The organism is Streptomyces sp. NPDC090045 (assembly GCF_044747975.1).
Lineage (GTDB): Bacteria > Actinomycetota > Actinomycetes > Streptomycetales > Streptomycetaceae > Streptomyces.
In genome coordinates, this window is sequence record NZ_JBIVFA010000021.1 from 62911 (window position 1) to 82706 (window position 19796).

General features: G+C 73.5%; 12 protein-coding genes. 7 read left to right on the forward strand and 5 right to left on the reverse strand.

What is annotated here, in order from left to right; genetic code table 11:
- Positions 1–96: 96 nt before the first annotated feature.
- A complete protein-coding gene (locus ACIPYQ_RS37280) occupies positions 97–1629 on the reverse strand; it encodes an amino acid permease (protein ID WP_361752072.1) in 1533 nt (510 codons plus the stop codon).
- 88 nt (positions 1630–1717) lie between these two features.
- Positions 1718–2698 (reverse strand): hypothetical protein, encoded by a 981-nt coding sequence (locus ACIPYQ_RS37285; RefSeq protein WP_361752074.1) that lies wholly within the window; start codon positions 2696–2698, stop codon positions 1718–1720.
- A gap of 302 nt (positions 2699–3000) precedes the next feature.
- Here ACIPYQ_RS37285 and ACIPYQ_RS37290 point away from each other — a divergent pair, with 302 nt between their 5' ends.
- Genes ACIPYQ_RS37290 through ACIPYQ_RS37300 form a run of 3 tightly spaced genes read left to right on the forward strand, consistent with a single transcriptional unit; the run spans position 3001 to position 7095 of the window.
- Positions 3001–4437, forward strand: coding sequence for an FGGY family carbohydrate kinase (locus ACIPYQ_RS37290; RefSeq protein WP_401258676.1), 1437 nt, complete (start codon positions 3001–3003; stop codon positions 4435–4437).
- Between the two features lie 22 nt (positions 4438–4459).
- Complete coding sequence (locus ACIPYQ_RS37295) at positions 4460–5860, forward strand: FAD-dependent oxidoreductase (protein WP_401258678.1); 1401 nt, start codon at positions 4460–4462, stop codon at positions 5858–5860.
- Entirely contained in the window at positions 5857–7095 is a 1239-nt protein-coding gene (locus tag ACIPYQ_RS37300) for an NAD(P)/FAD-dependent oxidoreductase (RefSeq protein ID WP_401258680.1), read from the forward strand. The genes ACIPYQ_RS37295 and ACIPYQ_RS37300 overlap by 4 nt, the downstream gene beginning before the upstream one ends.
- Positions 7096–7120: 25 nt before the next feature.
- Here ACIPYQ_RS37300 and ACIPYQ_RS37305 read toward each other — a convergent pair whose 3' ends face one another.
- A complete protein-coding gene (locus ACIPYQ_RS37305; protein ID WP_401258730.1) occupies positions 7121–8836 on the reverse strand; it encodes a serine/threonine protein kinase in 1716 nt (571 codons plus the stop codon).
- A 192-nt stretch (positions 8837–9028) separates the two neighbouring features.
- Positions 9029–11098 (reverse strand): phosphocholine-specific phospholipase C, encoded by a 2070-nt coding sequence (locus ACIPYQ_RS37310; RefSeq protein ID WP_401258682.1) that lies wholly within the window; start codon positions 11096–11098, stop codon positions 9029–9031.
- A 381-nt stretch (positions 11099–11479) separates the two neighbouring features.
- Here ACIPYQ_RS37310 and ACIPYQ_RS37315 point away from each other — a divergent pair, with 381 nt between their 5' ends.
- From ACIPYQ_RS37315 to ACIPYQ_RS37330, 4 genes are all read left to right on the forward strand, one after another.
- The gene (locus tag ACIPYQ_RS37315) at positions 11480–12805 is read left to right on the forward strand and encodes a cytochrome P450 (RefSeq protein ID WP_401258683.1); all 1326 of its coding nucleotides are present in this window, start codon (positions 11480–11482) and stop codon (positions 12803–12805) included.
- An 81-nt stretch (positions 12806–12886) separates the two neighbouring features.
- Positions 12887–14722 (forward strand): ABC transporter ATP-binding protein, encoded by a 1836-nt coding sequence (locus ACIPYQ_RS37320; RefSeq protein ID WP_401258684.1) that lies wholly within the window; start codon positions 12887–12889, stop codon positions 14720–14722.
- Between the two features lie 103 nt (positions 14723–14825).
- Entirely contained in the window at positions 14826–15554 is a 729-nt protein-coding gene (locus tag ACIPYQ_RS37325) for a carbonic anhydrase (RefSeq protein WP_401258685.1), read from the forward strand.
- Between the two features lie 137 nt (positions 15555–15691).
- The gene (locus ACIPYQ_RS37330) at positions 15692–17653 is read left to right on the forward strand and encodes a flavin monoamine oxidase family protein (RefSeq protein WP_401258686.1); all 1962 of its coding nucleotides are present in this window, start codon (positions 15692–15694) and stop codon (positions 17651–17653) included.
- 45 nt (positions 17654–17698) lie between these two features.
- Here ACIPYQ_RS37330 and ACIPYQ_RS37335 read toward each other — a convergent pair whose 3' ends face one another.
- The gene (locus ACIPYQ_RS37335) at positions 17699–19666 is read right to left on the reverse strand and encodes an NAD-binding lipoprotein (RefSeq protein WP_401258687.1); all 1968 of its coding nucleotides are present in this window, start codon (positions 19664–19666) and stop codon (positions 17699–17701) included.
- Between the last annotated feature and the right edge of the window lie 130 nt (positions 19667–19796).

The window sequence follows — 19796 nt, forward strand, 5'->3', positions numbered from 1 at the left end:
CGCCGTCGCCCGGCAGGGGCCGTTCCGGGTAGATCCGGAACGGCCCCTTGGTCACGGTCATGGTCATGCCCGGGAGCAGTGTGCGCGGGGGGAGGGTCAGACGATGCCCTCGGCGATCTCGGCCTGCTCGCGGGCGTTGCCGTAGGCCGACGGGGTTCCGTAGGAGCGGCGGGCGGCGTACCACCAGGCGCTGGCCAGGACCAGGACCACCGCCAGGGCGATCACCGCGTAGTTCATCGAGTCGATGGTGACCGGCGACTTCTGGGGCAGGCAGAACAGGACGGTGACCACGGCCACCCAGACGACCGCGGTCCAGCCGATCGGCTTGCTCCAGCGGCCCAGGTTCCACGGGCCGGGCTGGAAGCGGTTGCCGGCGCGCAGGCGCAGGTAGATCGGGATGGCGTAGGCCGGGGTGATGCCGATGACGTTGATGGCGGTCACGGCCCCGTACGCGGTCGCGGAGTAGAGGGAGGGCAGCGCCAGGACGCCCGCGACGACGACCGAGAGCCAGACGGCCGGGACCGGGGTCTGCGTACGGCTGCTGACCTTGCGCCACAGGGCGGAGCCGGGAAGGGCGTTGTCGCGGCTGAAGGCGAAGACCATGCGGCTCGCGGCGGCGACCTCGGCGTTGCCGCAGAAGAGCTGCGCGACGATGACGACGAGGAGCAGGGCGGTGGCGCCTCCGGAGCCGAGGGCGTCGAGGAAGATCTGGGCGGGCGGGACGCCGGTGGCGCTGCCCTGGACGGCCGCGTAGTCCTGGATGGCGAAGGTGAGGCCCGCGAGCAGCGCGAACCCGGCGATCCAGGAGACCCAGATGGCCCGGACGATGCCCTTGGCGGCGGAGACGGAGGCGTTGGAGGTCTCCTCCGAGAGGTGCGCGGAGGCGTCGTACCCGGAGAACGTGTACTGGGCGAGCAGCAGGCCGACCGCGGCCACGTAGAACGGGTTGGCCCAGCCGGTGTCGTTGACGAACTCGGTGAAGACGAACGAGGGCGACTGGTGGTGGTCGGGGACGAAGGCCAGGGCGCCGACGATCACGGCCACGCCGGCCAGGTGCCACCAGACGCTGACGGAGTTGAGCACGCTGACGAGGCGGACGCCGAAGAGGTTGAGCACGGCGTGCAGCAGCAGGATGCAGAGGAAGATCAGGAAGGTCGAGCCCGCGGTGGGCACGAAACCGAACTGGAGGTTGAGGAAGGCGCCGGTGAACAGGGCGGCGCCGTAGTCGATCCCGGCGATGGCGCCGAGCAGGCCGAGCAGGTTGAGCCAGCCCGTGTACCAGCCCCAGCGGCGTCCGCCGAGCCGGTCGGCCATGTAGTAGAGCGCCCCGGAGGTGGGGTAGGCGCTGGTCACCTCGGCCAGGGCGAGACCCACGCAGAGGACGAAGAGGCCGACGCCGACCCAGCCCCACATCATCACGGCCGGACCGCCGGTGCCCAGGCCGAAGCCGTACAGGGTCATGCAGCCGGACAGGACGGAGATGACCGAGAAGCTGATGGCGAAGTTGCCGAAGCCGCCCATCCGGCGGGCGAGGACGGGCTGGTAGCCGAGCTCCCTCAGTCGTTCCTCCTCGTCCTGCCGGGGTGGGGCCTTGAAGTCCTGGCGGACGGTCGGCGCGGTTCGGGACATGGGGACGTACCTCCGGGGGTTCGTGGAGCGCGGGGGTGGCGAAGCGCGGAGCGGGGGGTGGGGCGGTGGGGCCGCGGGGGAGCGGCGGTCAGTTCCGGCCGGCGAGGCTGCGGGACCGGGCCTGCAGGAAGACCTCCACGGCCAGTTCCTGGTCGGCGGGGTCGCGGGTCCGGTAGGCCCAGGGCAGGGTGGTCCAGTACCGGTCGATCGTGTCGAAGACCTGGGCCGCCTCGCCGAACCGGTTGGCTCCCCACAGGGCGTGGGCGAGGTGGTTCAGGTCGAGCGGGGAGGCGCGGCGCAGGTCGGCGTACCGGAACCAGGTGTCCAGGGCGTGGCCGGCGTCCCGGACGGAGTCCTCGGCGACCCAGTGCAGGTCGAGCGCCCTCTCCTGGCCGCGCTCGCGGCGGTAGCGCTCGATGCTCAGGTACAGCGGCAGGAGGTGGACGGCGGACCCGGGCGCAGCCGAACCAGCCGCCCAGTGCACGAAGTTGGCGGCCTCGGTGAGGGGTCCGGGGGTGCCCGCGCACACGAACTGGAGCATCCGGTGGTACGCCTCGCGGTTGTGCGGATCGCGCTTGTCGGCCTGGGCGAGGATGCCCCAGGGGCCGGGGGGCAGCATCACGGCGGGGGCCCGGAGCCGGTGCTCGTCCATCGAGCGGTGTTCGTCGAGGGAGGCGAGGGCGAGCAGGCAGACCCAGGGCACGGGGTCGGCTGGGCTGGCCTCGGCGGTGTCACGGCAGGCTTCCCAGGCCTCCCGCCACAGCTCGCGCGTGCGGGGGTGGCGTGCGCGGTGGGCACGTACGGCCCGTTCGACGACGACACGGGTGTGCATGACGGACGCGGCGACGCTGCGCGGTTCCTCGGCGCGCCAGGCCTGGACCACGTCCGAGCCGGCGGCGACCGCGGCGAGCACCTGGGTGCGCTGGGTCCACAGCCCCCAGCCGTCCGTCCGGTCGAGTAACTGCGCCATCGACACCCAGCGGCCGGTGCGCAGGTCCTGCACGGCGACGCGCAGCTCGTTGTCGTGACCGGCGGGATGGTAGACGGGCCGGAAGTCGCCGCCCGCCATCACCTCGCCCCGGTCGACGGGTGGTCGGGACGGGCGCGTCTTGCGGTGGTCGTGGTCATCGGTCCTCGCATCGCATGGCCTTCGCGCCTGGTGATCGGCGATCACTATAGATCGAGTGTGAGCGTTCGGACCGTGGAACATTTCAAATGCAACTATCAAGCCACATACAAGATATGAATTCACGTCAGCTCTGTCCGCGGGTGATCGCCGGCCGTGCGGACGGATCTTGACGGGCGACGTCCGCTGGGGAAGGCTTCCGAGCGACGATCACGCGCAAGCCGATATCCAGGGACGGAGTGGTGATGACGGGCCCGGTGCTCGCTGTGGACCAGGGCACGTCGGGAACCAAGGCCCTCGTCGTCTGTCCCGTACGCGGGGTCATCGGCTCCGCCTCCGCCCCCGTGCGGCCCCGGTACCTGCCGGGCGGCCGTGTGGAGGTCGACCCCCGTGAGCTGCTGGACTCGGTCGTCGACGCGGGGCGCGCCGCACTGGCCGCGGCCGGCGAGCCGGTGGTGGCGGTGGGCCTCGCCAACCAGGGGGAGACCGTACTCGCCTGGGACCCGGCGAGCGGTGAGCCGCTGACCGACGCGATCGTCTGGCAGGACCGCCGGGCCGAGCAGCTCTGCACGGAACTGGCCCCGCATGCCGCGTCGTTGCAGGAGCTGACGGGGCTGCCGCTGGACCCGTACTTCGCCGCGCCGAAGATGGCCTGGATACGTCGCCACCTGACCCGGCAGGGCGTGGTGACGACCAGCGACGTGTGGCTGGTGCACCGGCTCACCGGCGCCTTCGTCACCGACGCGGCGACCGCGGGCCGCACCCAGCTCCTCGACCTCGACACCGTCGACTGGTCCCCGGCGGCACTCGACACCTTCGGCCTGGCCGGCGAGCGGCTGCCGGAAGTCGTCGACGCGGACACCCGCGTCGGCACCACCACCGCCTTCGGTCCCCCGCTGCCGCTGACGGGCCTGCTCGTCGACCAGCAGGCCGCCCTGCTCGCCCAGCGCGTCACCGAGCCCGGCACCGCCAAGTGCACCTACGGCACGGGGGCGTTCCTCCTCGCGCAGACCGGGCCGCTGCCCCGGCGCAGCACCTCCGGCCTGGTCGGCTGCGTCGCCTGGCGGCTCGGCGGACAGACCAGCTACTGCCTGGACGGGCAGGTCTACACGGCCGCCTCCGCCGTGCGGTGGCTCACCGACCTCGGCGTGATCTCCGGCGCCGAGGACATCGACACCGTGGGAGGCAGCGCCCCGGACGCCGGCGGCGTCACCTTCGTCCCCGCCCTCGCAGGGCTCGCCGCCCCGTGGTGGCGGGGCGACCTGCGGGGCTCGGTCACCGGCCTCGGCCTCGACACGACCGCCGGGCACCTCGTGCACGCATTGTGCGACGGCATAGCCGCGCAGGTGGCGGAGCTCGCGGACGCGGTCGCCGCCGACCTGGGGGCGCCGCTGGCCACCCTGCGCGTGGACGGCGGACTCACCCGGTCCGCGCTGCTCATGCAGGCGCAGGCCGATCTGCTCCAGATCCCCGTGGAGGTCTCGGCGCTGCCGGACGCCACCGCGCTCGGCGTCGGGGCGGTCGCCCGGCTCGGGCTCGACCCCTCGCTCACCGCCCACGAGGCCGTCCCGCAGTGGAAGCCCTCCGCCGTCTACGAACCGAGGGCCGGCTCCGGGCAGGCGGCGGAGCGCCGCGCACGGTTCCGGACGGCGGTCTCGGCCCTGCTCGACGGCCCGGCATGACCGTCACCGCCGGCGGCCCGGCATGACGGTCACCACCAGCGGCCCGCTGCCCGGCGGCGACGCGTACGACGTGACGGTCGTCGGCGCAGGCGTCGTGGGCTCGGCCATCGCCCGCGAACTGGCCCGGCTCCCCCTGCGGATCGCCCTCGTCGACGCGTCCGACGACGTCGGCAACGGCACCTCCAAGGCCAACACCGCCATCCTGCACACCGGTTTCGACGCCGTGCCCGGCTCCCTGGAGTCCCGGCTCGTACGGGAGGGGCAGCGGCTGCTCGCCTCGTACGCCGCCGACACCGGCATCCCGGTGGAACCGCTCGGGGCGCTGCTCGTCGCCTGGAACGAGGAACAGCTCGCGGCGCTGCCGGGCCTCGCCGAGAAGGCCGTACGCAACGGCTACCGCGCGGCCCGGATCCTCCCGGCCGGGGAAGTCCGGGCCCGCGAGCCGGAGCTCGGACCCGGGCTCCTGGGGGCGCTCCACGTGCCCGACGAGTCGATCATCTGCCCCTGGACGACCACCCTCGCCTACGCGACCCAGGCCGTCCGCGCCGGCGTCGACCTGCACCTCAACTGCGAGGTGCGCTCGATCACTCCGGGGGATCCGCACACGCTGGGCACCGGCCGCGGCCCGCTGCGCACCCGGCACCTGGTCAACGCGGCGGGCCTGTACGCCGACGAGATCGACCGGCTGCTCGGGCACGCAGACTTCACCGTGACGCCCCGGCGCGGCCAGCTGATCGTCTTCGACGAACTCGCCCGCGGCCTCGTACGCCACATCCTCCTGCCGGTGCCGGACGCGCGCGGCAAGGGGGTGCTGGTGACGCCGACCGTGTACGGGAACGTGATGCTCGGGCCGACCGCCGAGGACCTGGACGACAAGACGGCCACCGGGTCCACCGCCGAAGGGCTCGCGCTGCTGCGGGAGAAGGGCCGGCGGATCCTGCCGGCGCTCCTGGAGGAGGAGGTCACCGCCGTGTACGCCGGGCTGCGGGCGGCCACCGGGCAGGAGGACTACGCGATCCGGGCGCATCCCGCCCAGCGGTACGTGAGCGTGGGCGGGATCCGCTCCACGGGGCTGACCGCCTCCCTGGCGATCGCCGCCCACGTGGTGGAGCTGCTCGCGGACGGCGGTCTGCCGGTGTCCGGCGCACGGGAGTGGGAACCGGTGCGGATGCCGAACCTCGGCGAGGCGTTCCCCCGGCCGTACCGCGACGCGGCGATGATCGCGGCGGACCCGGAGTACGGCCGGATCGTCTGCCACTGCGAGCGCGTGACCCGCGGGGAGATACGCGACGCGCTCGCCGGGACCGTCCCGCCCGCTTCCCCGGACGGCCTGCGGCGGCGTACGCGCGCCCGGGGCGGCCGCTGCCAGGGCTTCCACTGCGGGGCCGCCGTCCGGGCCCTGTTCGAGGAGGCCCGCCGGTGAACCGCACGGTCCTCGTGCCGGCCGACGCGCTGGTGGGCGTGCCGGCCGACGTGCGGGTCGACGTCCTGATCGTCGGCGCCGGCCCCGCCGGACTGTCCCTCGCCGCCCGGCTGGCGGCAGCCGGCGCCGGGCGGGTCGAGGTACTGGAACGGGAGGAGGAGGCGGGCGGGATGCCGCGGCACCTCCACCACGGCGGCTTCGGCCGGCCGCCGCGCCCCTGGCTGCGCGGTCCCGCGTACGCACGGCGGTCGGCGCAGGCGGCGCTCGCCGCCGGGGCCACGGTCCGCACCGGCGTCACCGCCACCGGCTGGGCCGGCCCGCTGACCCTGGAGACCACCAGCCCGGCGGGCCTGGAGCGGATCACGGCCCGGGCCGTGGTCCTCGCCACGGGCGCCCGGGAGCGCCCCCGTAGCGCCCGGCTGGTGCCGGGCTCCCGCCCGCAGGGCGTGCTGACCACCGGCGAGCTGTTCCAGTCGGTCCACCGGTACGGGCTGCCCGTCGGGCGGCGGGCCGTGGTCGTGGGCGACGAGGCGGTGGCCCGGCACGCGGTGGACACGCTGCGGCGGGCGGGTACGGAGGTGGTGGCGATGGTCACGGAGCGCCCGCGCGCCGCGGCCGTGCCGGGGGTCCCGCTCCTCACGGCGACCACGGTCGGCGAACTGCGCGGCCGCGGCCGGCTGACCGGCGTGGCCGTCCGCCACCGGGACGGCCGGTCGGGGGTACTGGCCTGCGACACGGTGGTCTTCACCGGCGACTGGATCCCCGATCACGAACTGGCCCGACGCGGCGGCGTCCCCCTGGACCCCGGCACCCGGGGTCCGGGCGTGGACGCGTCCTTCCGTACCTCGACGCCGGGCGTTTTCGCGGTCGGCAATGCCCTCCACGGCATCGAACGCGCGGCCACCGCCGCCGCGGAGGGCGCCGCCGCGGCCGCCCCGGTCCTCGCCCACCTGGCCGGCGCCCCATGGCCGGAGCCCGGCCCGCCGCTGGAGGTCAGGGCCCCGCTCCTGTGGGTGACGCCGAACCGGGTCACCGGCACCGCCGGGCGGCCGTTTCTCCTGCGGTCGGGGGAGCCGCTGACCGCCCCGGTGGTGACGGTCCACCAGGACGGCCGTCCGCTGTGGCGCCGGCGGTTCGCGGGCCGGCTCTCCCCGTCCCGGTCACTGCGGCTGCCCCCGGAGTGGACGGCCCGCGTCGACCGGACCGGCGGCCCGGTCGTGCTGGCCGTCGGCTGACGCGGGGCCGGACGCGCGAGCGGTGCTACTGGTGAACGGTCGAGACGGGCACGCTGTCGAGGGTGGCCGCCCCGTCGGCCCGGTAGTCGGCGGTCCAGAGGGGGCTGTCCTGGTCCGGGTCTCCGTACACGCTTCCGCCGCCCCCGCAGAAGTAGTTGAGCCGCCGGCCGGCCAGGGAGTCCGTGGCACCGGCGGCGAAGGTGCACGTCTTGCCGTTGGCGAGCTCGATGATCAAGGGCGTCGGGACGGGGCCGCCCGGAATGTGGAAGTTGTTGCCGGGGAGCGTCTCGGTGAGGGTCAGCCGCCGCATGTGCCTCGGGTCGCCTTCCATGCAGAGGAGCACGGGGTGTTCCGGTCCGATGTCCGGGGCGAAGCAGGGGTCGAGGATGGTGCTGTCGGTGCTGCAGCGCCAGGCGTCCGTGCGCTGCGTCTTGGACGAGCTGCTCCAGCACGACCCGACGGCATCCCCCGTGACCACGACCCCGTTCGCGGGGGCGTCACCGCCGACGGCCCACGGGGCGATGGTGCGGACCACGGTCCGGGTCGGCTGCTGGACGGCGAGGGTGGGCTTCGCGACCGGTCCGGCGGGAGACGCGACGGGCGCGGCGGTGGTGCTCGACGGCTGTGGGGCGGACGGTCGTTGATCGTCCGCGGCCCGAGCAGGAGCTGAGGTGGTGGCGGCGGCTACCGGCTGCTCCGGAGAGCCGCCCGGAGGGACGAGGATGAGGAACAGGGCGCCGAGAGCGCCGACGGCTGCCGCGCCCGCGGCTATCGCCGCGCGCTGCAACCAGGTTCTGCTCCTCGACGGCGGATGCTGCGCAGCCGTGTTCCAAGCGGGGTCTTCGAGGGTGGGCATGCGCCACTGGGTGGCGATCAGGTGGTGCACGGCGGTCGGCTGCCCCGGGGTGACGGCGAGGAGCTGGGTCGCGGCGCTGCCGAGCAGGTCGGACGTGACCTCCTCCAGGTCCTTGGCGGCCGGGCGCTGGGCGGGCTCCTTGGCCAGACAGGCCGTGATCACCCCCAGCAGTTCCTGCGGTACGCCTGCGAGATCGGGTTCCTCGCGCAGCACCCGGTACGCGATCACGTCCGGGGCCCCCGTCCCGAACACGGGGCGGCCGGTGGCCGCGTAGGCGACGAGAGCGCCCCAGGCGAACACGTCTCCCGGGCTGTCCACCGTGCCGCCCCGGTACTGCTCGGGGCTGATCCAGCCCGGAGTGCCCGTCATGACACCCGTCCGGGTGACGGCGGTTCCGTCCGTCACATGGGCGATGCCGAAGTCGAGCACCCGCGGCCCGTGCGGGGAGAGGATCACGTTGGCCGGCTTGAGGTCACGGTGCACGATCTCGGCGGCGTGCACGGCAGCCAGCGAGGCGGCGGTCCCGGCCGCGAACAGGAGCAGCCGGCCGCCGGACAGCGGACCGTACGCGGCCACGTGTTCGTGCAGGGTGGGGCCCGGCACGTACTCCGTGACCAGCCACGGGATCCCGGCGGCCGGGTCGGCGTCGACGAAGGGAACCAGGCCCGGCCCGGCGACGCGCCGGAGCACCCCCGCCTCGCGATGGAACCTGGCGCGGAACTGGGGATCGGCGGCGAGCTGCGGGTGCACCGTCTTGAGCGCGACCCTGCCGCCCCGGCCGTCCAGCGCCGCGTACACCGTGCCCATGCCACCCGAGCCGAGCCGGCCGATGAGCCGGTACGAGGCGATCTGCGGCAGGTCGCCGGGGAGCAGCGGGCTGATCACAGAGCTCAAGGCAGGTCCCCAACGATCGGGCATGGAGGCGGGTCGCGCCGTACCTCCGAACCGTAGCGGGTGGCTCGGCCTGATGGCGGTGAGTCAGGAGCGCCGACCGGGGAAACGTCAGGGGCCGGTCCGGGGGAATCCGGAACGGCCCCTGACCGGCCGGGGCCCGGGCAGGGGCCGCCGGCCGGCGTCTCAGGAGGACTGGTTCGTCAGGATGCCCGGGTCCGACAGGCCGGCCGCGCCCGTTTCGACCTTTCCCGCGAAGCGGCGGCCGAAGTCCGGGGTCTCCGAGGCGGTGACCGTCACGTCGTACCAGCGGCGCGTGTTCTTCAGCGAGACCGTGTACGTGACGGTCGCCCCCTTGGCCACGGTGAGGCGCTTCGGGCCGCCGGCGTAGGCGTTGGTGACCGTCAGGGTGGCGGTCGAGGCCCCGGCATTGGTGAGGGTGAGGTCCAGGTTGCCGGTGGCCGCGTTGTGGCGGGCGGTGACCTCGGGGCCGGGGGTGGTGCCGGGGTTGCGGAAGCCGCGCAGGAAGCCGTTGGGGCCGTGCACGGTCAGGTCGGTGACCCCGGCCGAGTAGCGGGTGTTCCAGGTGTCCGCGATCGACTTGCCCGCCTCGGTGGTGTAGGTCCACGGGGCGTCGGTGCGGTTGGCGGAGGTGACGTAGAACTGCGCGCCCAGGTCCGGGCCGCCGCTGAACGTCAGCCGGAACTTGCCCTCCGCCACGAGCGCCGCGCCGTCCACGTACGGGGCGTACTTCAGCGGACGGGTCTGGCGCAGGCCCTTCTCCTGGCGCGGCATGACGCCCTCGGCCGGCGGGGTGGCCCGGAAGTCGGGGTGGCGCTCGCGGTCCGGCGGGAACCAGGCGCCGGTGTCGGGCAGCGGGGCCGTGCCGGTGTCCGTGCGGGCGAAGTCGAAGGCGGACGTGAGGTCGCCGCAGACGGCGCGGCGCCAGGGCGAGATGTTGGGCTCGGTCACCCCGAACCGCTGCTCCATGAAGCGGATGACGGAGGTGTGGTCGAAGGTCTCGGAGCAGGAGTAGCCGCCGGTGCTCCACGGGGAGACCACGAGCATCGGCACGCGCGGGCCCAGGCCGTACGGTCCGGCGACGTAGCCGGCCTTGCCGGGGAAGACGTCCAGGGCGGTGGGGGTGGTCGACAGGCCCTGCGCGGCACTGGCGGGGGCGTACGGCGGGACGACGTGGTCGAAGAAGCCGTCGTTCTCGTCGTAGGTGATGAACAGCGCGGTACGGGCCCACACGTCGGGGTTGGAGGTGAGGGCGTCCAGCACCTGCGAGATGTACCAGGCGCCGTAGTTCGAGGGCCAGTTGGAGTGCTCGCTGAAGGCCTCGGGGGCGGCGATCCAGGAGATCTGGGGCAGGGTGCCGGCGGCGACGTCGGCGCGGAGCCTGTCGAAGTAGCCCTCGCCGGCCTTGGCGTCCGTGCCCGTACGGGCCTTCTCGAACAGGGGGTTGCCGGGCTGGGCGCCCCGGTAGGTGTTGAAGTAGAGGAGGGAGTTGTCGCCGTAGTTGCCGCGGTACGCGTCGTTGATCCAGCCCCAGGAGCCGGCCGCGTTCAAGCCGTCGCCGATGTCCTGGTAGACCTTCCAGGAGATCCCGGCCGTCTCCAGCCGCTCGGGGTACGTCGTCCAGTCGTAGCCCGCCTCGGCGTTGTTGAGGACCGGGCCGCCGCCCTTGCCGTCGTTGCCGGTGTGGCCGGACCAGAGGTAGTAGCGGTTGGGGTCCGTGGAGCCGATGAACGAGCAGTGGTAGGCGTCGCAGATGGTGAAGGCGTCCGCCAGGGCGTAGTGGAAGGGGATGTCCTCGCGCGTCAGGTGGGCCATGGTCGTGGCCGTCTTCGCGGGCACCCAGTTGTCGTACTTGCCCTTGTTGAAGGCGCTCTGACCGCCCGCCCAGTCGTGGTTGAGGCCCTGGAGGAACTCCATGCCGAGGTCGTCGGACGGCGGCCGGAAGGGCAGCGTCACCTTGCCGGCGTTGTCGGACTGGTGGAAGACGGACTTGCCGCTGGGCAGGGTCACCGGGCGCGGGTCGCCGAAGCCGCGGACGCCGCGCAGTGCGCCGAAGTAGTGGTCGAAGGAACGGTTCTCCTGCATGAGCACCACGATGTGCTCGACGTCGGCGATGGTGCCGGTGGTCCCCTGCGCGGGGATGGCGGCGGCGCGGGCGATGCTCTCGTTCAGCATCGTCAGCGCGGTGGCGCCGCCGGCGAGCTGCAGGAAGCGGCGGCGGTTGAGTTCTGCCATGGCGGGAACGACCTCTGCGGTTGGGGGCGGTTGAGCGCCCTCAGCAGAGCGCGCCCGGCGTACCGGATGGGGAGCCTGGCGTGACGGTGACGCATACGCCAGGCGAACGGCAGCCGGATTCCGGCGGAGTTCGGCCACTGCCCGCCTGGGGGGTGGGGTGGGGAGCGACTGGCCCGTCGGTCCGTGCCTGCCGGCGGGGCACGGTCGCGGCCCGCCCGTTCATGCCGACCGCACGGGCCGCACGGGCCGGACCGGCCGGACCGGCCGCACCAGCCCCCCCGCAATACCCCGACCTGGCGCGAGGCGGGGTGTCGCCCGGCGCGCCCGCTCCCCTACAGTGCGTGATGACCGCACCCGGTGCCGCCGAACAGGAGCACGCCCGTGGCCACTCACGCCCGCCCCGGCCCCCTGCCCGGTCCGTCCTCAGCCGGCCGCCGGGTCCCCGCGCTGGATCCCGGCACCGTCGGACAGTGGCGGGACGGGGGAGGGGAGCTCGTCGAACTCTTCGCCCGGGCGCAGCAGCGGCTCGGCGGCGTCGCCGCGATCCCGCTGGGGCCGCGCCCCACCGTGCTGGTCACCGGCGCCCCGGCCGTGCAGCACGTGCTCGCGCTCCATCCGGACCGGTACGTCAAGCGCTCGCACCGGGCCCGGCTGCTGGTCGGCGACGGCGTCCTGTCCGCGACGGGCGAGGCGTGGCAACGGCAACGGCGGCTGCTGCAGTCGCAGTTCACCGGCCCGGGCATGCGCCGCTACGAGCAGCGGATCACCGAGGCCGCCCGGACCACCGCGGCGCGCTGGGCCGCGTACGCCCGCGGCGGGCAGGTCCTCGACGTCGGCGAGGAGATGCGCCGCTTCGCCCTCGACACCATCTGGCGTTCCCTGACCGGGCACCCCCTCGACGCCGCCACGGAGCGCGAACTGGCCGCCCTGCCCGCCGTGGTGGCCGCACTGCCCCAGCTGCCCGCCGACGGCGCCGCCGCCCCGGAGGCCGTCTCCGCCGAACTGGCCAGGGTCGACGCGGTGGCGAACCGCGCCATCGCCGCCGCCCGCGAGGGCGGGGCCGGACCCGACGGCCCGGGACTGCTGCACGTCCTGCTGGACGCGGCCGGGACGCGCCCGGAGTACACCGACCGGCTGATCCGCGACGAGCTGGTCACCCTGCTGCTCGCCGGCCACGAGACCACCGCCACCACCCTGACCTGGCTCTACCTCCTGCTGGACCGCAACCCGCAGGCGCGGGAGCAGGCCCTGGCCGCCGGCCCCGAAGGGTCCCCCGAACGGCGGCAGGCCGTCCAGGCCCTCGTCAACGAAACGCTGCGCTTCTACCCCTCCGCGTGGATACTGCCGCGCTGCGCCGCCCAGGACGACCTCCTCGCCGGATACGAGGTCGAGGCCGGCACCGACGTCATCGTCTGCCCCTACCTCACGCACCGGGACCCCGGACTGTGGGGCGACCCCGCCCGGTTCGACCCGGGGCGCTTCACCACCCCCGGCCGGCGCCCCGCCCACCCGGGGAGCTACCTCCCCTTCGGCATCGGGCCCCGGGCCTGCCTGGGCCTGCAGTTCGCCCTCCGCGAGTCGACCGTCCTCCTGGAGCACCTGCTGCCCGCGCACGTCCCGCGCTTCCGGTCCCTCCCCGCCGGGGCCGCGTACGGCATCACCGTCCGCCCCGACGGCCCGACCCCCGCGGTGCTGGCGGGCGGTTAGGCGAAAAACGCTTGGACTGCGCGGGTGCCGTCGCGGGAGACTGCCAATCCTGTCCTGTAGGTCCGGCAAAGCAGGGTTGGGATGGAATTGCCTGAATCGCGCAAAGGTTCGCCGGGCAGGGGCCCGGTGCTCCTCGCCCTTCGTTATTACGGACGGGAGCTGGCCCGCCACAAGTGGCTGACGGCTCCCGCGATGCTGCTCCCGGCGCTGGGCAACATCGGCATCGACTACATCGCGCCGCTGGTCGTCGCCAAGCTCGTCGCACGCATCGCCGAGAGCGGCGGGACCGGTACGGGCGCCGGCTTCGACCTCGGCCCGTTGCTGCCCTACGTCCTCGGCTTCGCCGCGGTCCTGCTGCTCGCGGAAGGGCTGTGGCGCCTCGGACTGCACTGCCTCAACCGCCTCGACGCCCGCGGCATCGAGCAGTTGTACGTGATCGGGATGGACGAGCTGTTCGCCAAGGACGCCGCGTTCTTCCACGACAACTTCGCCGGATCCCTGACCAAGCGGGTGCTGAGCTTCGCCTCGCGCTTCGAGGAGTTCGTCGACACGCTGACGTTCTCGCTGGTGGGCAGGTTCGTACCGCTGATCTTCGGATCGGTTGTGCTGTGGCACTACGAACCCCTGCTCGTGGTCGCGCTGTTGGTGCCGATCGTCCTGACGGCACTGTGCGTGGCCCCCCTGATCCGCCGCCGCCAGGCGCTCGTCGTCCAGCGGGAGGCGGCGATCGCCCGGGTCTCGGGCCACGTCGCCGACAGCCTGATGAACATCGACACGGTCCGGGCGTTCGCCGCCGAGGACCGCGAGGCCGCCGAACACCGCTCGCGGGTCGCCGAGTCGCGGCGGCTCACGCTGCGTTCCTGGGACTACGGCAACCTGCGCATCGACACCATCGTCGCGCCGATGTCCGTCCTGACCAACGCGCTCGGCCTGCTGCTGGCCATCGCGCTCGCCGCCGGCGGCCGCGGCGTGGAGGCGGTCGTGGTCGCCTTCGCCTACTACTCCAGCGCCACCCGCATCATGTTCGAGTTCAACCAGATCTACCGCCGCCTGGAGAGCTCGATGACGGAGGCAGCGCAGTTCACCGAACTGCTGCTGACCCCGCCGACCGTGCTCGACCCGGTGTCGCCGGAACCGCTGCCGGCCGCCGGGGCCGCCGACGTCCGCTTCGAGGGGGTGACCTTCGCCCACGGGGGCGGGAAGCCGCTCTTCGAATGCCTCGAACTGGCCGTGCCCAGCGGGTCGAAGATCGGGCTCGTCGGCCGGTCGGGCGGGGGCAAGACCACCCTCACCCGGCTGCTGCTGCGGATGACGGACGTCGACGCCGGCCGGATCCTGATCGGCGGGCAGGACATCAGCCGGCTCTCCCAGGCCGACCTGCGCAGCCTGATCGCGTACGTGCCGCAGGACCCGGCGATGTTCCACCGCACGCTCCGGGAGAACATCGCGTTCGCCCGGCCGGACGCCACCGAGGCCGAGATCCGCCGCGCGGCGGAGGCGGCGCACGTCACGGAGTTCGCCGAGGGGCTCGTGGACGGCTTCGACACCATGGTGGGCGAGCGCGGGGTCAAGCTGTCGGGCGGACAGCGCCAGCGGGTCGCCCTCGCCAGGGCGATCCTGCGCGACGCGCCGATCCTGCTCCTCGACGAGGCGACCAGCGCCCTGGACTCCGAGAGCGAGATCCTCGTCCAGGAAGCGTTGTGGCGGCTCATGGAGGGGCGGACGGCGCTCGTGGTCGCGCACCGGCTGAGCACCGTCGCCGGCATGGACCGGCTCGTCGTCCTCGACGGCGGACGGATCATCGAGCAGGGCACGCACCAGGAACTGCTCGCCTCGGAGGGCGCCTACGCGAAGCTGTGGCAGCACCAGTCGGGCGGCTTCCTCGACGACACCCCCGCGCGGTCCGACCTGCACTGAGCCGCACGGATGAAAGCCCCGCCCCCGATTGCGGCACCGTGCGGGCGCGCCGAGACTGGACCCGCGTGTGAAGGGTCAGGAACGGCGGACGACGGGATCCGGCATGTCTGATCGGCACGAGGCCCCGGGACGTCGCCGGGTGGTCCGGGCGGCGCTGACCGGTGCGGTGGCCGTGGCCGCCGGGCTCGGGTCGGGTGCCCGCGGAACCCCGGGCGCCGTCCGCGCCGCGGGAGCCGCGGCGCTCCGGCCCACCTCCCCCGAGACCGCGCTCGGCGCCCTGGTGGCGGGGAACGCGCGCTGGCGCACCTATCACGAGCGGCATCCCGACCAGACGCGGACGGTGCGGCGGACGCTGGTGGGCGGGCAGCACCCGTTCGCCGTCGTCCTCGGCTGCGTCGACTCCCGCGTCCCCCCGGAGCTGGTCTTCGACCAGGGCCTCGGCGACCTGCTGACCGTGCGGTCGGCGGGCGAGGTCCTGGACGAGGCGGTGCTGGGGAGCATCGCCTACGGGGTCCTCGAACTCGACATCCCGCTGATCGTGGTCCTCGGGCACCAGTCGTGCGGGGCCGTCGCCGCCGCCGTCCAGGCACACGAGGGGGGACCGCCGCTCCCGGGCCACATGCAGTACCTCGTCGACCAGATCCACCCCGCGATCGACCGCAGGCTCCGCGGAGCGGCCCGGATCGACGCGGCGATCACGGCGAACGTGCGCCGGGTGAGCGCGGCGCTGGGGGCCGAACCCGAGCTGGCGACCCGGATCGCCGCCGGGAAGCTGGCCGTCGTCGGAGCCCGGTACGAGCTCACGAGCCTGCGGGTGCGCGGGATCCGCTGACCGGCCGCGAGCCGCCGTTCCGGACACGAAACCCCGTTCGTCAGCGCCGGATTGACCGTGCCGCACGTCCGGGTGATTGTTTCCCGCCGGGGCCGCTTTCGGTGATCAAGCAGGGGGTGGGCAACGAAAGTTGATCCATGATCAACGACTCTTCCCCCACCCCCGGCCCCGCGGACGAGTCCGCCCCGACGGCGCCGGCGCCCGCGTCCGGGCAGCGCCCCTCCCGCCGTACCGTCATCGCGGGCGCCGCCGCCGTCGCGGGCGCCGGCGCGCTCACCGTCGCCGCCGCGTCCGCCGGTACCCCCACGACCCCTTCCGGCTCCGCCCGCCCCGACTGGGACACCTGCCTGACCATCGCCCGGGCGATCCTCGTACGGGACGAGGACGACCAGCCGCTGGTGCCCCGTTACGCGGACATCCTCCTGAAGACGGGCCTGCCCCGGTCCCGCAACCGCAAGAAGGTGCTGATCGTGGGCGCCGGGCCGGCCGGACTCACCGCCGCCCACCTGCTGCGCGAGGCCGGCCACGAGGTCACCGTCATCGAGGCCAACGGCAACCGGGTGGGCGGCCGGATCAAGACCTTCCGCACCGGCGGCCACGAGAAGTCCGCCGCCGCCTTCGCCGACCCCAAGCAGTACGCCGAGGCCGGCGCCATGCGCATCCCCGACAGCCACCCGCTGGTCACCGGGCTGATCGACAGCCTCGGGCTGAAGCGCCGGCGCTTCCACCTGGTCGACGTCGACGGCTCCGGCCGCCCCGCCTACCGTACGTGGATCTTCGTCAACGGCATCCGCGTCCGCCGCGCCGACTACGCGCGCAGCCCGCAGGCCCTCAACCGCTCCTTCGGCGTCCCCGCGGCCTACGAGTCGCTGCCCGCCGCGCAGATCGTGCGCAACGCCTTCGCCCCCGTGCGCAAGGAGATCGAGGGCAGGAAGGACAAGGCGCTCGTCGAGGGCTGGGCGCGCGTCGTCCAGCGCTACGGCCACATGTCCATGTACCGCTACCTGACCGAGGAGGCCAAGCTCGACGAGCGGACGATCGACCTGATCGGAACCGTCGAGAACCTCACCTCCCGGCTGCACCTCGCCTTCATCCACAGCTTCATCGGGGCCTCGCTGATCAGCCCGGACACCGCCTTCTTCGAACTGCCCGACGGCACCGCCACCTTGGCCGACGCGCTCTACGCCCGGGTCGAGGACCTCGTACGACTGGACCGCCGGGCCACCCGGATCTCGCACGGGGAGGGCAAGGTCACCGTCGACACGGTCTCCGAGGGCCGCGGCGGCGCAGTGCGGCGCGAGACCTTCACCGGTGACACCGCCATCGTCACCGTCCCCTTCTCCGGACTGCGGCACATCCCGGTCACCCCCGCCCTCTCCTACGGCAAGCGCCGCGCGATCACCGAACTCCACTACGACGCGGCCACCAAGGTGCTGCTGGAATTCAGCCGCCGCTGGTGGGAGTTCGACGAGGCCGACTGGAAGCGCGAACTGGAGGCAGTGAAGCCGGGCCTGTACCGGAACTACCAGGTCGGGCGGACCCCTGCGGACGGAATCCTGCTCGGAGCCCACCCCTCCGTGCCCAAGGGCCACATCTCCGAAGCCCAGCGCGCCCACTACGCCGCCTGCCGCGCCGTCACCCGCGACCAGCCCGAGGCGGCCGGGGTCATCGGCGGCGGCTCGGCCACCGACAACCCCAACCGGTTCATGTTCCAGCCCTCCTACCCCGTCGAGGGCAGCCCGGGCGGGGTGGTGCTCGCCTCCTACAGCTGGTCGGACGACGCCCTGAAGTGGGACTCCCTGGACGACGCGGAGCGCTACCCGCGGGCGCTCGCCGGGGTCCAGGAGGTGTTCGGGCAGCGGATCGAGGTGTTCTACACCGGCGTCGGACGCACCCAGTCCTGGATGCGCGACCCGTACGCGTACGGCGAGGCCTCCGTACTGCTGCCCGGGCAGCACACCGAGCTCTTCCCCCACGTCCGCAAGGCCGAGGGGAACCTGCACTTCGCCGGCTGCCACACCTCCATCAAGCCGGCGTGGATCGAGGGAGCCCTGGAATCCGCGGTACGGGCCGCGCTGGAGGTCCACACGGCGTCCTGAGCGCCCGTACGGCAGGCCCCCCGGGCCTCGGCTTTCGGGCGGGCCTCAGCTTTCGGCGAGCACGATCAGCCAGTCGTGCTCGCCGAAGCGGACCCGCTGCCGCTTGTCGGGATTGAGCCGTACCCCGAAGCCGGGGCCCGTGGCGGCCTGCGCGCGCAGCCGGTAGCCGACCGCGCATTCACCGCGGCGGCGCGCCGACTCGACGAGGGTGGCGAACGGCACCTCGCGGCCGGTCCGGACGTAGTCGGCGACCGGCTTCAGGTAGAGCTCGTTCCCCTCCGCCCTGAAGAGCTCCTCGAACACGTCGGCCAGGTAGCGGCTCTCCGAGATCTGGGTCATGAGGAGACTGATGAGCCGGCCGCTGACGATGAAGTCGGCGCCGTCCCGGGCGGGGGCCAGCAGCCGGTTGCCGTCGTCCGACATCTCGGTGGTGAGCGCGAGTTCCCGCTGCGCGGCCTCCCCGATCGCCCGCAGGTGCAGCAGCGTGACCAGCGTACGGTCGTCCGTCTCGCTGTCCGTCTCGCTGTCCGTCTCGCAGTCCGTCACGGTGCCGGCGTCGCCGGGGCCGGTGGCCGCCCCCGTCCCGGGCGCCGCCTCGCCGATCACGATCACGCTGTCGTACGACGGCACGTCCAGCTTGGCCAGGACCTCGGGATCGGTGATGTCCCCGCCGTGGAAGGACACTTCGAGACGGCTGCGCACCCCGGCGGCCTCGGAGGGGGTGTGCAGGGTCGTTTCGCCGCCGAGAGCCACCACGTCCAGGGTGGTTCCGGGGCTCACGAACCGGTCGAGCTGGTCCAGGACGAGCGGGGCGCGGCGGTTCCAGCCGAGGAGGAGCAGGCGTTCGGGCAGCGGGTCCCTCGGGCGGGCCGTCACGATCGCGTCCTCGTCGACCCAGGCGGCCGCGTCCTGCTGCACGGCCGTGTCGTCGTCCGCGGTGATGACGACGATCCGGTCGCTCGCGCCGATCGCGGTACCGGGATCCGGGTTGAGGACGACGCCGCCGCCGGCGCGCAGCAGCCCGACCACCGAGGACGTGGTGAACGCGAGAAGGGCCTCGCCGAAGGTGCGTCCGGCGAGACCCCGGGCGGCGGCGGTGTAGAACTCGTCGCCTTCGAAGTCGAGTAACTCCTGGTAGACGAGGGAGAGTCCGGGCTGGCGCGCGGTCTGTACGAGGAGCCGCGCGATGATGTCGTCGACGCACAGGACGTGGCCGCCGGGCCCGGCCGCCAGCCGGGCGGTGAGGTGGTTGCGGGTGTCACGGACGGCGGCGACCACCACCGCGTCACCGGGCCCGGGAACCGCCGCGTCGAGGGCGAGCAGGGTCTTCACCACGTGGGCGTCGCCCGCCTCCCCGGCGGGAGGCAGGACGAGCACGGCCTTCGCGGTCTGCGGGCTCACCCGGGCCAGCACCGTGGGATCCGTGGTGCGGCCGCTGCGGCAGACGATCCGCGTCGTGCCGGTCCCCGTACCGGCACCCGTGGTGAAGGCGGAGATCTCGTCCTCCATCTCCACCTTGTCCTTCGGGGCGAGCACGGCGACGGCCGACCGGCGCTGGTTGGCGTTGGCGGCCACCAGCTCCCCGATCACGGGGAAGATCTGATCGGACCATCCGAGGACGACGGTGTGCCCCGCCTCCAGGACGGTGGAGTGGCCGCGGCGCAGCGACATGATCCGCCCGTTGATGCCGGTGGTGATCAGGCTGACCAGGGTGGACACGAACAGCAGCGCGACCAGCGCGAGCGTCACCGAGGCCAGCACGTAGACGGGGGAGCCGACCGCGCCGCCGATCTTGAGCGTCTGTCCGACGCTGACCCACACGGCCGTCAGCCGGCCGGAGAGCGTCGTGGGAGCGCCGCGGTCGGCCCAGACGAGCACCGTGCTCGCCGGGATCACGACGGCGAGGCAGGCCAGGGCGAGCCAGCCGATGAGGGCGGCCGTGCCCCCTGCCACCAGATTGTCGAACCGGTACCGGAGGCGCAGCCGCAGGGACTTCGTGTGTTGCTGTGCCATGCGGACTCCCTCGTCTTCCGCGCTGCTAACCCGCGGGAGTCCTCCCGGTTACGGGTGAACTCCCCCTCGGGGCGGGTCATCCGGAATTCATCGGGGGTCCACATCCGGGGTGATCCGGACTGGCAAGATC